Origin of the sequence: Lentilactobacillus farraginis DSM 18382 = JCM 14108 (assembly GCF_000583655.1) — a bacterium.
GTDB lineage: Bacteria > Bacillota > Bacilli > Lactobacillales > Lactobacillaceae > Lentilactobacillus > Lentilactobacillus farraginis.
The window spans coordinates 132428-147497 of the sequence record NZ_BAKI01000001.1 but is presented as its reverse complement, the minus strand read 5'-3'; the positions used below and the strand labels follow the sequence as shown (position 1 = coordinate 147497).

The following is a 15070-nucleotide window of genomic DNA, read 5'->3' as shown; positions in this document are numbered from 1 at the left end:
AGGGGAATTGATTATGTGTGGATTTGTTGGTTATGTTAACCAAAAAGATGTTCCTGAAGGTACGATTAATGACATGGCAGACAGAATCAAGCATCGTGGTCCCGATGACGAGGCTTATTTTGCAGACGAAAATGTATCAATGGGATTTCGACGACTTTCCATCATTGATTTAGCCCATGGCCGTCAGCCGATGTTTAATGCTGATCAGACAAAGGTATTAACTTTTAATGGTGAAATATACAATTATAAAGAAATCCGTGAAGAGTTGCGCGACCTTGGCTACGAGTTCCGAACTGACGTGGATTCCGAGGTGCTGGTTTATGGTTATGAAGAGTGGGGACCGGCACTGCTTGAAAAGCTAAGGGGAATGTTTGCGTTTGTCATTTATGATAAGAAGAAAAACGAGGTGTTTGGTGCCCGGGATCATTTTGGTATCAAACCGCTTTATTACTATGATGACGGCCAATCATTTTTATGGGGATCTGAAATTAAAGCGTTCTTGGAACATCCCAACTTTAAAAAGGAACTGAATTTAAAGCTGCTGCCGATTCACTTGAGCTTTGAATTTATTCCTTCACGGGAAACGATGTTTAAGCATGTTTATAAATTGCTCCCAGGTCAATATTTCCTTCATAAAGACGGCAAGACAGAAACTCACCGTTATTACAAATTTAATTATGATCATATTGATAACAGCCAGACGATTCAAGGGGATGCCGACAAAATTCAAAAGATTGTTGACGATTCCGTCAAGGCTCATATGATTGCGGATGTTGAAGTTGGCAGCTTTTTGTCCAGTGGGATCGACTCAAGCTACGTTTTAAATGAGGCTGCCAAATTAAAGCCAATCCAGTCATTTTCAATTGGTTTTCACCACTCCAAATACAGTGAGTTGGCTTGGTCGACTGAATTTGCTAAAAATATTAAGCAAAAAAATACCCCAATCTATATGGATGGGGATGATTATTTCAATTTTCTGCCGACAATGATGTACTACATGGACGAGCCACTTTCCAATCCGGCAGCGATTCAGCTTTATTATTTATCAAAAGAAACTTCCAAGCATGTTAAAGTTGCCCTTTCCGGCGAGGGTGCCGATGAGTTCTTTGGTGGCTATAACACTTACTTGGAATCAATTCCATTTGATCGTTATCAAAAGTATGTTCCAAAGCCGATTAGAAAAGGCTTGGCTGCCGTTGCCAACAAATTGCCGCGTTTCCATGGCAAGCGCTTCCTGGTTCGGGGCGCGCAGCGCTTAGCGAGCGCTACTATCGGGTAAACTATGTCTTTAATTACGATGATCGGAATAGGGTTTTAAAGGACCCGTCGATTAATGTCGACTCGGGCGCCTATACAAAGCATATTTTTGATGACGTTGCCGGTAAGGACGAAATGACGCAGATGCAATATTTTGACATTAACACCTGGTTGCCTTATGACATTCTGCATAAAGCGGATCGAATGAGTATGTGCAACTCCTTGGAAGTTCGGGTACCACTGGTTGATAAAAAAGTTGCGGAATTTGCTTCAACAATGCCGGTTAAAACCAGGATTACCCCGGAAGAAACCAAAATTGCGTTAAGAACCGCGGCTGAACGGGAGATGCCGAAGAAAACGGCTTTGAAAGAAAAGCTGGGCTTTCCGTCACCGATCGCCAGTTGGATTAATGATCCAAAATATCATGAAAGAATTGTTCATGAATTCCATTCGGATACGGCTAAAAAATTCTTTAACGTTGATCAACTGGACTTTCTTCTCAAGCAGCATGCTGAGGGCAAATCTAATATGCAAAAAATCTTCACTATCTATACCTTTATTTTGTGGTATCAGGTTTACTTCCCGGAAGATACGACCGAAGAGACGGTTAAATTAGTTCATCGAACCAAGATTTAGAATTTATATGAAACGGAAGGTGCATATATTGGCACAGATTACGGTTGATGAAGTTTTATTGCTTCTTAAGGAGCATGATTTACTCGTTAAGAGTCAATTTACTGATTTGAATCAAAGTTTTAAGGCGATTGCCTATAATTCCAAGGTTGTTTCTGCCGACTGTCTGTTTTTCTGTAAGGGCAACTTCCGGGAAGCTTATTTGCAGGATGCCGAACAGCGGGGCGCCGCCGGCTACGTTTCAGAAAAAGTGTACGGAAAAGCTACTATTCCGGGAATCATTGTTCAAAATATCCAAAAAGCAATGTCGCTCTTAAGTGCGGCATTTTTTGGGTTTCCACAAAATGCATTGCCGACAATCGCGTACACTGGAACGAAGGGGAAGACAACTTCCGCCTACTTTACCAAATCGATTTTGGATAAAGCTTATGACCGGCGGGTGGCACTATTTTCAACCATCAATACGGTGGTTGGACCCAATGCCACGGATGTCGTTAAATCAAGCTTAACAACGCCGGAGTCCCTGGATTTGTTTACCAACATGAATCAGGCTGTTCAAAATAACATGACCCATCTGGTGATGGAGGTTTCTTCTCAAGCCTATAAAAAACAGCGGGTATATAATCTGCACTACGATGTAGGGGTCTTTTTAAACATTTCACCGGATCACATTGGTCGAAATGAGCATCCAACTTTTGCGGATTATTTACACTGTAAGGAACAATTGTTGGTTAATGCAACTAAATGCGTGCTGAACGCGGATAGTGATCATATGGTCGACGTTTATTACGCTGCCAAAGCAACCAGTCAGCCAGAAGACATCTTTGTTTATCATCGTAAGGGATCGGCTATGAATCGTGAGCTGCCAAAAGATTTTGAATACGAATCATTGGTTGACTCGCTAAATGAAAATAAAATTTATTTGCGGTCCGTCAGTGACAAAGCCCAGCGGTTAGGAATTGACGGCACCTATGAAATCAGTATTCCTGGAGATTATAATGAAGGTAATGCCGTCTCAGCCGCGATTACCAGTGCCATGATGGGCGCCCGACCGGCTGAGATTGCTTATGGCTTGGCACATACAACGGTTCCCGGTCGAATGGAAATCTACCCAACCAAGACACATGGGACGATTTACGTTGACTATGCCCACAATTATGGCAGCCTACATTCGGTATTGGCGTTTTTGAAAAAGCAGTCCCCCAGCGGAAAGATTACCGTCATTACCGGTAGTACCGGTGATAAAGGTATCGATCGGCGTGAAGGCTTGGGAAAAGCAATTAATGAACTGGCAGATGTTGCCTATCTGACAACGGATGATCCGGCAACCGAAGATCCTAAAGTAATTGCCGATGAAATTGCTGCCCACATTGATGAAGACCGTGTTAAAACCAGTTACATTGCAGATCGTCGGGCCGCAATTGAAAAGGCGGTTTCAGGCAGCCGACAAGGCGACTTGGTAGTTGTAGCTGGAAAGGGACACGACGCCTTTCAGAAAATTAATGGGAAAAACGTTCCCTATGCAGGGGACGCGGCAATCGTTGCAAATTTAGTGAAAGGACTATGAGTTTAAATGACTAATCAAAGCATTGACTTCACCCCGGTTTTACTAGGCAGCGATTTTAATGTCTACGGTATGGCTCGAAGTTTATATGATATTTACGGTAAGCCGGTTAAGGCATTTGCCGAAGTGAGTTTGGCACCAACGAGATACACCAAAATTGTTGATTTGGAATTAATTCCGGGCTTTAGTGAAGACCCGGTTTGGATCAACGAGATGCAAAAGATTAAGCAACGTTACGCTGATCATCAGGAACCGGTTATTTTAATTGGTTGTGGTGACGGGTACGCGGAACTGATTTCTAAACACAAGGCGGAACTCGAGGACGTTTTTGTTTGCCCATACGTGGATTACGAGATGCTTCGGCATCTGAATAATAAAGAGAATTTTTACAAAATGTGTGACAAGTATGATTTGCCATACCCCAAGACTAAAATTATTACAAAAGCAATGTATGAATCCGGTGAGAAAATTACACAGCCGTTTGGTTATCCTGTTGCGCTCAAACCGGCTAATAGTGTTGAATGGCTGGATATTCATTTTGAAGGCCGTAAGAAGGCGTTTATTATTCAAAATGAGGCGGAATTTAGGGATGTCGTAGCTAAAAGTTATACTAACGGCTATACTTCTGACTTTATTCTTCAAGACTTCATTCCCGGTGATGATAGTAATATGCGGACTTTAAACGTCTACGTTGATAAAAATCATCAGGTAAAATTAATGTGTCTTGGCCATCCGCTTTTGGAAGATCCGGCACCGGCTGCCATTGGGAATTATGTGGCAATTATTCCGGAATTCAACCAGGATATTTATAATCGGGTTCAAACATTTTTGGAAGAAATTAAGTTTACCGGTTATTGTAATTTTGACATTAAATTTGATACCCGGGATCAGTCTTATAAACTATTTGAAATTAACCTCCGAACGGGGAGAAGCAGTTTCTTCGTAACGTTGAACGGCTATCACTTGGCAGACTGGGTGGTTCAGGACTACGTCTTTGATTCGCTAAAGGATCAGGACCCGGTTTACGCAAATAAGAATAAGCAGGATTATTTCCTTTGGTTGGGCGTTACACCGAAGATTTTTGAAAAGTACGCCCAAAATAATGCGGTCAAGAAACAGGCTATGCAGCTTATTCATGAAGGTCGCTATGGCACTACTTTCTGGTACGCAAAAGATAAGAATCTAAAGCGGTTTGCATTATACAAATGGATGATGCACAACTATTCTAAAGACTATAAACGTTATTTTGTTGCCAAATAAGGACTGATATTCAAATGAAAAACTTTTTTACAATTATTGGTGGCATGGGAACGGAAGCAACCGAGCTTTTTATTCATATTCTAAATGACCGCACACCCGCCAAGAAGGATCAGGATTATTTAAATTACATTTTGGTTAATCATGCGACTGTCCCGGACAGAACGGATTACATTTTGGATCACCAAAAACCGAATCCGTTTGTCCCACTGGCTGAAGATATTAAGCAGCAGAGCAGTCTAAAACCGGATTTCTTTGTTATTCCTTGTAACACGGCTCATTATTCCTTTGACGAGTTACAGGCTTTAACGACGATTCCTATCCTGCATATGCCAAGAGAGACGGTTAAAGATATTAAACAGTACGCGCCAAATGCCAAACGAGTTGGCTTGATTGCCACGCAGGGAACACTTCATGATGGTATTTACGATCGTGAAATTCGAAATGCCGGTTATGAGTTGGTAAAGCCCGATGAACAAACGGCCAACCAAACGATGACATTAATTTATGATAATATTAAAGAGAAAAATCAAGTAGATGGTGAATTATATCATCAGATTTTATCAACGATGGTGGACAAACTTTCGTGTGACATTGTCATTCTTGGCTGCACTGAGCTGTCAGTTGCCCAACAGCGGGCAGGTAACCATCCATACCCGGTAATTGACGCTCAGACGGTGTTGGCCGATCGAACAATTGAATTAGCCTTGAAGAACCGGAAAGCGGCTGAAAAAGCGTTAGATTGAGTTTTAAATAGGACTGTGCGTTGCGGACAGCTGAATTGAATTGTAAAGCAGTGGGGTGAGCGAAATGCTGAATGCCACTGTTTTTATTTTGACTTTTTGGTTATTTTTTCGTGAGGCGGTCGTATCATTGGACGCAAAAACAGCACATCCCACGCCTACGACAAGTTTAGGATGTGCTATTTCGTAAAAAATGGAGTAAATCTACTGAGTGGGTAGATTCACAGTTAAAATTATAATCCAACAGATTGCTGGGCGCAATATCTGTGATTATTGACATGTATCAACCATAAAAGTATGTGGCGATCGTTAGCCATGCCAAATAAAAAAACTGCTATTTTAATGATCAACGGCATTAAAATAGCAGTTCTTCTATAAATATATCGATTGGGTATACTGGGCTCGAACCAGTAAATTACGGATTCAGAGTCCGCTGCCTTACCAATTTGGCGAATACCCAATGAACAAATATCACAGTTAATAATATTATCGATTTTTCCTCGATTTGTCAACCAAAAATTTGATTTAAGTTGTTTGTTGACAAATTCATGAGATTTCGATACACTATTATTTGTGAGTTTGAGAGCATTGCCCGCTGGTCAAACTGGTTTAAGACGTCGCCCTCTCAAGGCGGAGTTACGGGTTCGAGCCCCGTGCGGGTGATAATTTAAAAGATGTGTGAATATAATAAGTTCCCAGGATGCTGATATAAAGGCATTCCGGGAACTTTTATTATGTCAAATTATTATAAAAAATTGAATATATTAAAAAGCCGGTCAAACCCACCTTAAAAGTGAATTTGACCGGTTTTCAAGCGGACATCTTTATTCGAGCTTGAAGTGAATTACCAATACCCCAAAATACCTGCTAATTTGGCTCTGTCAACGTCTCTTGAGGTGAGGGTAGCCGAGACATAGGCTCTATCATCGGAAGGGTCCTTTGCCTGCGTCCAAGCGTATTTTACAGGGCTGGGTGTTGCGTCCTGTTCACTGCTTGAGGAAGCATACATAACATCACTTCGATAGGGAGTGTGATACAGTCCAAGGCCGTGGCCCAATTCATGCATGATAACCGTTGTCCAGTAATTTTCGGTTGAGGCTTGGGAAATAGATGGCTGTTCTTGATTGTAGGCATCTTTAACGGCTTGCTGCAGTTGGGAAACTTCGGCATTATAATTTTCTCGAATTGCCTTATTTTGGGTGTCGTAGTTTGAAGTTAAGTCACTGATTTGTTTTTGAATAGCCGATTTGGTTGAAGAACTATTTGAACTATTGTATTTTCCTTGTAATGTCAGGTATTGGAGCTGATAGTTGATTCGCAGCTTGTTAAGTAGTGTGTTGGTTAAATCAAGCAGACTGGAAGCCTGATTTGAGATGTTGGTAAGTTTAGTTTCAAGTGCTGGAGAAGTGGTCAGATTGTTGCTTGCGTAGTTGGGATCCGTAAAATTAGTGGTATTTATCATGATTGTGTTTCCACTAAAGAGACCATCCCAGCCTTTCTCTGAATTATCTGACAATTTAATGGTTAGCGTGTGGTCCGAAGCACTGCCGATTGAAAAAACATTTTTTCCCAGTGCCGAATTCCAACGTTGAATAGCTGTGTTAACGTATGAATTTAATTGGCTGTCGGCTACGTATATTTTGGCGTGATTATTTTTAAAAACATCGGCAGCGGCGAATTGACCGAGATTATACTGCTGACTTAGAAGCGATTTGTATTTTGAATATACGTTTGTTTCAAATCCCAAAACAGTTAAGCTGGGGTCAAGGTCTGGCGCGTCGTTAACGTATGACATTAATTGAGATTGTGAATTAACGGTTGCCCCAATAATGCTGGTTGACGATTTGGAATTTGAATTTTTTTTGGTCAGGTAACCTCGCCAAACCCAACCGGCGATGCTTTTTTTGGTAGCACTTTTGACATAATAATAAATTCGGGATTTATTATTAATTTTTAATTTTTGATGATAGTAGGTCGTAAAAGTCCGATTTGTGTAATTTGAAAGTTTAAACAGCTTTTTTCCCAGTTTAGCAGAATAGGCATATGCGTGATTTGCTTTGGATGGATTAATCGTGTAGGTCCCATGGGTCATCTTTTGCCGCCAAACGACTTTTACGGATGCTTTTGCCTGGGTAACCGTGTGTTTTCCCGATGATAGGCCGACTGAAAGGGCCAGTGTCATGAGTATGAAACTCGGGAGAAGTTTTTTACTGATGGTCATTTTAGATTGCCTCCGAATATAATTGCTTTTCATTAATCGCCGTTTTGATTTACGGCTTAGGTTGCAGCCTGTTTCATTGCGTAAATGATATAAGGGCACAACTGTATATGCCCTTATTATAACGCGGGTTGGTTAATGATGCTGAAGAAACCAACGCCGTAATTACTGTCCCGCTTCATAATACTGATCGCTGAGTGCTTTTAAATGATCTGCGGACAGCTGTTGGGGATTTAATTTTCTAATGGCGGCTTGTCGGTAACGCGTTTTGAGTCTCATTTCAGGATTTGCTTTATCTGACTGAAAAGAGATCGTAAATTTCTGATATTTCTGATAGCGAGATTTCTTGATTGCTTTTAGCAGATCCACGGTTGTTAATTTAAGGGAATCGACAGTATCTCTATTATCGAGAATGGTCACGTTGAAATTTTTATTTTGAGTTGAAATAAAAGCCCGATGTTTAAACAAAAGCGTGGGTGATTTTAAGGCTTGTCTGACCTGCTTTTCAGTTGATAAAGTCGAAACCTTTTTGGTTGAGCGGGCAGTAGTCGTTTCGCCAGCGTTTCCCGCTTTTAAAACGGCTTTACCTTTCGGCGAGTTGAAAAAAAGCGTTCCAAAAACGGCAAACAAGAGTAGTGAAATCAGCGCGTAGCGGCCATAGGGGTATTTTTCGGGCTTTCGGGTGACCTTGCTGTAGCAAAAAGGGCCAAGAAAATAACCATTGCATACGAAGAAAGTTTCGTAATAACGTCCAGTAATTGACTAATCAAATTGAATCTCCTCACAGAATTAAAGATATTTAATTCTAATTGTATAGGAGATACTTATGATTTGCTAGATGGCAGCAGCAATCTTAAGGGTTGTTAAAAAGACCCACCCAAGCATGTATTGCCTCGGGGGGTCTTTAGCTGCCTGAAAATTAATTTTTGAGTGCTTGCAGGAGACTGAAGCAAAGCAGACCGATTCAGATAAAAATAATTATTCAAACGACAAATCAATTAAATATTTATTTTTATCAGCCAAATGCGACGTCGTAATCCACAAATCATGATAACTGCTGTCCTTGACGGCAGTTTTGTCGTGAAAATAATCTAACAGATCACTATTTGTCGATACGAAATCGGGGGCCATTCGGTTAACTTCCAATCGTTGGGTTGGAAAATAAAGTTCAGGGTTTCCAAGTTTTACGTCGTCATCCAAATACATTTCGACGACGTTATCGTATTTATCGGGCTCAATGATTACCTTGGCCGGATGTGCTTTAATGTATGATAAAACGTGATAAATCGTATCGGAATTACTTGCCAATGGCTAAATCCTCCCATCGTTAAAACTTTCACTCGAAATCCATTATAGCAAAAAATAAAGAAAAAAATCGTTAAGGGTGGTCAACCTGTAAAAATTGACGAGTAACTGACTTTTAATAATTGAAAAGACTGATAGAATAATGGTAACGGAAAGTACCCGGACGGTTGCTGCTTTCCGGATAAGCGCTGCTGCAAAGCGCTAATTCCAGCAGATAGAGAAAGGGACAATAAGATTATGAAGTATGCCAATACAATTTTAGAAATGCATCAATTTGTGAATGATCAGGTTGTTCCCGGTGTTACATATGGTATTATTGATGGCTCAGCGATTAAGACCGGCTATTTTGGTGATCAGGAACTGGTTCCGCAGAAATTACCTTTACAGCCAAACGAACTTTATGATTTGGCATCACTAACAAAGGTAGTCGGGACCACTAACTTGATTTTAAAACTGCTTTCAGAACGGAAATTATCATTGACTGATTCAATCAGCCAATATTTGCCGGCTTGGCAGTCGCCGCAAGTAACAATTCGACATCTGTTAACGCACACTTCTGACATTGTCGGTTATATTCCAAACCGAAATGAATTACCTAAGAAAGCGCTAGTGCCGGCATTGTTACAGTTAAAAAGCGGGCCAAATCTTGGGAAGGTCATTCGCTATCAGGATTATAATTTCATTTTTCTTGGATGGATTGCGTCCAAAATTTTAGGGGAACCCGTCCAGCAATTAATTACTGAAAAAGTATTGCAACCATTGGAGATGACGCAATCAACATTTCATCCCAGGCAGATTGAGCGGGTTGTTCCGACTGCTAATCTTCCGCAGATTGGCTTGCTGAGGGGGACGGTCCATGATCCCAAGACCCGAATTTTGGGAGCGGATTGTGGTGCGGCCGGCTTATTCGCACCGCTTCATGATCTGCTTCATTTTGCCCGTTGGCTGCTTGGTCAAATTTCTTATCCAAACTTTTTATCAGACAATTGGCTGGATCAATTATTTGTTGATCAAACACCAACACACATAGGGAACCGTTCGTTTGGCTGGATTTTAAGAAATTATCAGGGACATCCCTACATCCTTCACACTGGTTATACCGGTACGTTGATTATCGTTGACCGGGTTTGCCAGCAGGCACTGGTCTTTTTAACGAATCGGGTCCATCCGGATGCAGCCAATCAGCAGTTTTTACCATATCGGAGCCGCTTGATTCGAACGTTTATTAAAGAAGCCAATCAATAAAAGCCGGTAACAATAGCAAATAGCCTGCGACCACGCCGGATCACAGGCTATTTAATATGCTTTAAGCTGTTACTTGGATAATTGATTAAAAGGTACTGCCGACTTTAACGCTTTGAGCTTGACTCAGATCAGCATTCGGATATTTGCGCTCCAGGGCATTCATTAAGACATGTTTAGCGATTTCGTTGTTTCTTGCCAAAATCGGTCCATGAAAGTAGGTGCAGTAAACGTTTTTGTAGATGGCACCTTCTGTGTGATCCTGCCCGTTATTGCCGTGGCCTTCCAAAACTTTTCCAAGTGGCCGTTCGCCTTTTCCAAGGAAGGTAATTCCCTGGTGATTTTCAAAACCGTGGTACTTTTCACCGGTTTCTTCGTTTTGAATGACGACGTTACCAATAAAACGATGATCTTTTTGCTTATCAGTGTAGTGATCTAATGCGCCGATTCCTGCCAGTTTTTCACCGTTGGCACCAATATAGTAACGGCCCAGTAATTGATAGCCGCCGCAAATGGCAACTACCGAACCACCATTCTCAATGAATTGCGTGAGCCCTTTTTTCTTGGTTTGAATATCTTTGGAAACAATGGATTGTTCAAAATCCTGGCCACCACCAAAAACGACAATGTCAAATTTATCCGGGTCAAAGTCTTGCCCCAGACTGACAACTTCTGAAGTTAATTTAACGCCCATTTTATTCGCCAAATACTTGAGTACCAGAATGTTACCCAGATCACCATACGTGTTCATTAAATCGCCGTATAGATGGCAGACGTGTAACGAGTAGGTCATTAACCCATTCCTCCTTTAATAAAGCCTTTGGCCGCGAATGTTTTTCGTAAACTTAACATCGCGGTGTAGGTAGCCAATATATAAACTTTTTTAGTCGGTGCTTTGGGAATCATTTCAACGACTTTATCCAAATCAGGTTCAACAAGGTGTTTCTTGGGATCAACACCGGCTACCTGAAGGCGATACGTGATATCACGATAGCGCTGTCCGCCGGTAATGAATTGCTTGATAGCCATCATTGGCAGTCGTTCAAAATCACCGTCCCAGATCCAACTGGTGTCAATGCCATCCGCGTAGTTGGCATTCAACAGCCCGATAAATGTAAATGGATCTTTATCCGTTGAAATCATATCGATCACTTGATTCAAACCGACCGGATTTTTTACCAGAATCAGGGTAACCAGTTTACCACCGATATTGATCTCTTCCTGACGGCCAAAGATGCGTTTATCTTTTTCGAACGCCTGTCTGGTTTGTGCCGGGCTGACCCCCATAAAGCGGCCAACCGTATAGGCGGCTAATGCGTTGTAGATGTTGTAAACACCGCCTATGTCAATTTTAATAGGTTCACCGTCAATTTCAAAGCTGGACGACTTGGGTGTTAGATTGGTGATTTTGTTTAAAGCAAAATTCAATTTTGGCCGTTTGTATCCACAGTTTGGACAGAAATAATCGCCCAGGTTTGAATAACTGATAAAGTGGTAGTGAAGAATGTGCTGACATTGCGGGCATAGTACGCCGTCTGTATTTGGGGTTGCTTTAATGTCGCCACTTGGCTGATTATCAAAGCCGTAATAGATGATGGGGTTGGGTAACTGTTTGGAATGAAAAATCGGTGCATCGCCATTGGCAATAATGGTGGCGTTAGGTGCCAGTGCCACACCGTTAAGAATTTTTTGATAAGTCGTATAAATCTCGCCATAGCGATCCATTTGATCCCGAAAAATATTGGTAAAAACAAATGCTTTTGGCTTGATATATTGGGTCACTTTGATGACGTTGGCTTCGTCAACCTCCAAAACAGCTAATGGTCGCTTCCCCTTTACCTTGGCAGCGTGCAGAAACGTTGTAATGATCCCCTGTTCCATATTGGAGCCGGTTGGATTTGTTAAAATATTTTCGTACTTTTCTTTTAGTACTTGGACGGTTAATGCCGTGGTTAATGTTTTCCCGTTTGTACCGGTAATAACAATGACATCATAGTCTCGTCCGAGAGTTGCCAGGATGTCCGGATCGAGTCTTTTGGTGATTTTACCGGGCAGTGAACTGCCTCCTTTAAAAAAAGTGTGCAGAAACCAGTAAGACGACTTACCGGCTGCCATTGCAATTGAACTTTTCAAAGACATAAATGGTTACTCCTTTAAATGAAGTCTTTCGAATTCTTATAAACAAACTCTTAGTTTATCATATAGCGGTTAAATCGGGTAAAAATATGTGGAATCCAGCCAATTTTTAAGGTTGATATCGATATTCGGCCAAATATCTGTATAATAGAGGAGAAGCTTTCAAGGAAAAAGGTGGAAAATTTGGCTCAACTCTTTTATCGCTACGGCACAATGAATAGTGGCAAAACTATTGAGATTATCAAGGTTGCCCATAACTATGAGGAACAAAACAAAAGTGTTATTATTATGACTAGCGCGCTTGACACCCGAGAGAAGCAGGGGATGATCGAATCAAGAATCGGCTTGGAAAGAAAGGCGATTTCAATTTATGATGATACCAATGTTTTTAAGCGGGTTTTCGAAATCAATCCCCATGCCAGTTGTGTGTTGATTGATGAAGCACAATTTTTAAAACGGAAACATGTTTTTGAACTGGCCCAGATTGTTGACGAACTGCATATTCCGGTGATTGCGTTCGGCTTAAAAAATGATTTTCAAAATCATTTGTTTGAGGGATCCGAGAACTTGTTGCTGTATGCGGATAAAATCGAAGAAATGAAAACAATTTGTTGGTTTTGTGGTAAAAAAGCAACAATGAACCTGCGCTTGCACGATGGCAAGCCGGTTTATGAGGGTGAGCAGATTCAGATGGGGGGAAATGAATCCTATTACCCCGTGTGTCGGCGTCATTACTACAATCCACCGATGAAGTAACAAAGAGAGGAATTATCAATGGACGAAATATTTGATAAATTACAGGCCGTTGTGGACCGCTATGATGAATTGAACGAGTTGATCAGTGATCCGGAAATTATCGCTGATACCCAAAAATTTATGAAGCTTTCCAAAGAAGAAGGTGAGTTGCGGGACACGGTTGCGGCATACAATAAGTATAAACAAATTTCCAAGCAGCTTGACGATGACGAAGAAATGCTTCGTGAAAAGATTGACGATTCCGATTTGGAGACAATGGTCAAAGATGAAATTACCGATTTTAAAGATCAAAAAGCCAAGTTGGAAGAACAGTTGAAGGTCATGCTGCTGCCCAAGGATCCTAATGATGAGAAAAATATTATTATGGAAATCCACGGGGCTGCCGGTGGCGATGAAGGTAGTTTATTTGCGGCCGATTTATTTGGGATGTACTCAAAATATGCTGAACGGCAAGGCTGGAAAGTTGAAATTGTTGATAAAAACGAAACTGAGGTCGGTGGCTTTAAAGAAATTGTTTTAATGATCACCGGTGATAAAGTTTATTCAAAATTAAAGTATGAAAACGGTGCCCATCGGGTTCAACGGGTGCCGGTTACTGAATCGGCCGGCAGGGTTCATACGTCAACTGCAACTGTTGGTGTGATGCCCGAAGAAGAGGATGTTGATATTGATATCGATCCTAAAGACATTCGGGTGGATGTTTACCGTTCATCAGGGGCCGGTGGCCAGCATATTAACAAAACCTCTTCAGCTGTTCGGATGACGCATTTGCCAACCGGTATCGTCGTTGCGATGCAGGATGAACGATCACAGCAGCAAAATCGGGCAAAAGCCATGAAGATTTTAAAAGCCCGGGTTTATGATTATTACGCCCAACAGGAGCAGGACCAGTATAACGCTGAACGAAAATCGGCTATCGGTACCGGGGACCGCTCCGAGCGGATTCGGACTTATAACTATCCGCAAAATCGGGTAACCGATCATCGGATTGGGCTGACCCTAAATAAACTGGATAAAATAATGAACGGCGAACTCGACGACATTATCGACGCGTTGATTTTGTCCGACCAGGCTAAGAAACTAGAGAATCTAACGCATGAATAATTTAGAAGAACCAACTTTGTTTGAAGCCCGGAAATGGGCTTCTTTTCGTATTCAGTCGATTAAGCAGCTTGATATGTACGACATTGATTTCTTGATCCAAAAGCGGTTTGGCTTTTCCACAGCCGAAATGCTGGTTCATTATCATGATCGACTAACTGCCAAGGATTGGCGCCGGTTCCAAAATGATGTGAACCGATTGATTCATGGCGAGCCGGTTCAATATATTGTTCAACAGGCGGATTTTTATGGTATGACATTGAAGGTGACGCCGGCGGTATTGATTCCCAGAGTTGAAACTGAGGAATTAATTGACTGGATTTTAAAAGAAACAGAGTCAAATCGCATGCAACCCTTGAAAGTACTGGATATTGGAACGGGCAGTGGTGCGATTGCGATTGCCCTCAAAAAAAATCGACCGGCCTGGCAGTTGACTGCCAGTGACATTTCAGAAGCGGCGTTGGCGGTTGCTTCACAAAACGCTCGGAATCAAGGCGTTCATTTAAATTTGATTTTAAGTGACGTTTTTGAGACGATTAAAGACCGCTTTGACTTGATTATTTCAAATCCACCATATATTTCATCATCAGAAACGGCTTATATGGATGAAAGCGTGTTAAATAACGAACCAAAGCTTGCTTTATTTGCGGCTGATAATGGTTTGGCAGTTTATAAAAAAATAGCTGCCGGCATTGACATCCATTTAAAGCCGGGCGGTCGATTATTTGTCGAGATCGGCTTTCACCAGGAAATGGCGGTTAGTCGGTTATTTTCAACCGTTCCAAAGGCAGTTGTGACGACCAGACACGATGTCTCCGGGCACCAACGAATGATTGAACTTAGAAAGGAAAATTAATA

General features: G+C 41.5%; 12 protein-coding genes, 2 tRNA genes and 1 pseudogene. 9 read left to right on the top strand and 6 right to left on the bottom strand.

Features of this window, described 5'->3' with window-relative positions; all coding sequences use genetic code 11:
• Positions 1–13 precede the first annotated feature (13 nt).
• The 4 genes and pseudogenes from asnB to JCM14108_RS00740 all read left to right on the top strand — a co-directional run bounded on the left by asnB (position 14) and on the right by JCM14108_RS00740 (position 5457).
• Positions 14–1893 (top strand): annotated as a pseudogene (gene asnB / locus JCM14108_RS00755) (asparagine synthase (glutamine-hydrolyzing)).
• Between the two features lie 7 nt (positions 1894–1900).
• On the top strand, positions 1901–3457 hold the full coding sequence (locus JCM14108_RS00750; RefSeq protein WP_051995939.1) for a UDP-N-acetylmuramoyl-L-alanyl-D-glutamate--2,6-diaminopimelate ligase: 1557 nt from the start codon (positions 1901–1903) through the stop codon (positions 3455–3457).
• Between the two features lie 6 nt (positions 3458–3463).
• Positions 3464–4714: a carboxylate--amine ligase gene (locus JCM14108_RS00745; protein WP_035177415.1), complete on the top strand. Its 1251-nt coding sequence runs from the start codon at positions 3464–3466 to the stop codon at positions 4712–4714.
• A gap of 14 nt (positions 4715–4728) precedes the next feature.
• Positions 4729–5457, top strand: coding sequence for an amino acid racemase (locus JCM14108_RS00740; protein ID WP_035177413.1), 729 nt, complete (start codon positions 4729–4731; stop codon positions 5455–5457).
• 384 nt (positions 5458–5841) lie between these two features.
• On the opposite strand, the gene JCM14108_RS00735 is transcribed toward JCM14108_RS00740, so the two are convergent.
• Positions 5842–5914: transfer RNA gene (locus tag JCM14108_RS00735), tRNA-Gln, on the bottom strand.
• 129 nt (positions 5915–6043) lie between these two features.
• Between JCM14108_RS00735 and JCM14108_RS00730 the strand changes: the two genes are divergently transcribed.
• Positions 6044–6117: transfer RNA gene (locus tag JCM14108_RS00730), tRNA-Glu, on the top strand.
• A 181-nt stretch (positions 6118–6298) separates the two neighbouring features.
• Here the strand turns inward: JCM14108_RS00730 and JCM14108_RS00725 are convergent.
• The 3 genes from JCM14108_RS00725 to JCM14108_RS00715 all read right to left on the bottom strand — a co-directional run bounded on the left by JCM14108_RS00725 (position 6299) and on the right by JCM14108_RS00715 (position 8980).
• Positions 6299–7675 carry a matrixin family metalloprotease gene (locus tag JCM14108_RS00725; RefSeq protein WP_035177411.1) on the bottom strand — a complete coding sequence of 459 codons (1377 nt, stop codon included), beginning with the start codon at positions 7673–7675 and terminating at the stop codon, positions 6299–6301.
• Between the two features lie 162 nt (positions 7676–7837).
• The gene (locus JCM14108_RS00720) at positions 7838–8302 is read right to left on the bottom strand and encodes a hypothetical protein (protein WP_051995937.1); all 465 of its coding nucleotides are present in this window, start codon (positions 8300–8302) and stop codon (positions 7838–7840) included.
• 348 nt (positions 8303–8650) lie between these two features.
• Positions 8651–8980: a hypothetical protein gene (locus JCM14108_RS00715; protein ID WP_035177409.1), complete on the bottom strand. Its 330-nt coding sequence runs from the start codon at positions 8978–8980 to the stop codon at positions 8651–8653.
• A 234-nt stretch (positions 8981–9214) separates the two neighbouring features.
• Between JCM14108_RS00715 and JCM14108_RS00710 the strand changes: the two genes are divergently transcribed.
• On the top strand, positions 9215–10222 hold the full coding sequence (locus tag JCM14108_RS00710) for a serine hydrolase domain-containing protein (RefSeq protein ID WP_035177406.1): 1008 nt from the start codon (positions 9215–9217) through the stop codon (positions 10220–10222).
• Between the two features lie 85 nt (positions 10223–10307).
• Here the strand turns inward: JCM14108_RS00710 and JCM14108_RS00705 are convergent, their stop codons facing one another.
• Both JCM14108_RS00705 and JCM14108_RS00700 read right to left on the bottom strand, forming a co-directional pair.
• Positions 10308–11012: a type 1 glutamine amidotransferase gene (locus JCM14108_RS00705; protein WP_035177405.1), complete on the bottom strand. Its 705-nt coding sequence runs from the start codon at positions 11010–11012 to the stop codon at positions 10308–10310.
• Positions 11012–12358, bottom strand: a complete 1347-nt coding sequence (locus tag JCM14108_RS00700; RefSeq protein ID WP_035177403.1) for a Mur ligase family protein — start codon at positions 12356–12358, stop codon at positions 11012–11014. Before JCM14108_RS00700 ends, JCM14108_RS00705 begins: the two co-directional genes overlap by 1 nt.
• A gap of 180 nt (positions 12359–12538) precedes the next feature.
• Between JCM14108_RS00700 and JCM14108_RS00695 the strand changes: the two genes are divergently transcribed.
• From JCM14108_RS00695 to prmC, 3 genes are read left to right on the top strand one after another with little or no spacing between them, the layout of a single operon-like run.
• On the top strand, positions 12539–13111 hold the full coding sequence (locus tag JCM14108_RS00695; RefSeq protein ID WP_191978515.1) for a thymidine kinase: 573 nt from the start codon (positions 12539–12541) through the stop codon (positions 13109–13111).
• Positions 13112–13129: 18 nt separating this feature from the next.
• On the top strand, positions 13130–14215 hold the full coding sequence (prfA, locus tag JCM14108_RS00690) for a peptide chain release factor 1 (protein WP_035177399.1): 1086 nt from the start codon (positions 13130–13132) through the stop codon (positions 14213–14215).
• A complete protein-coding gene (prmC, locus tag JCM14108_RS00685) occupies positions 14208–15068 on the top strand; it encodes a peptide chain release factor N(5)-glutamine methyltransferase (protein ID WP_035177397.1) in 861 nt (286 codons plus the stop codon). Before prfA ends, prmC begins: the two co-directional genes overlap by 8 nt.
• The last annotated feature ends 2 nt before the right edge of the window (positions 15069–15070 follow it).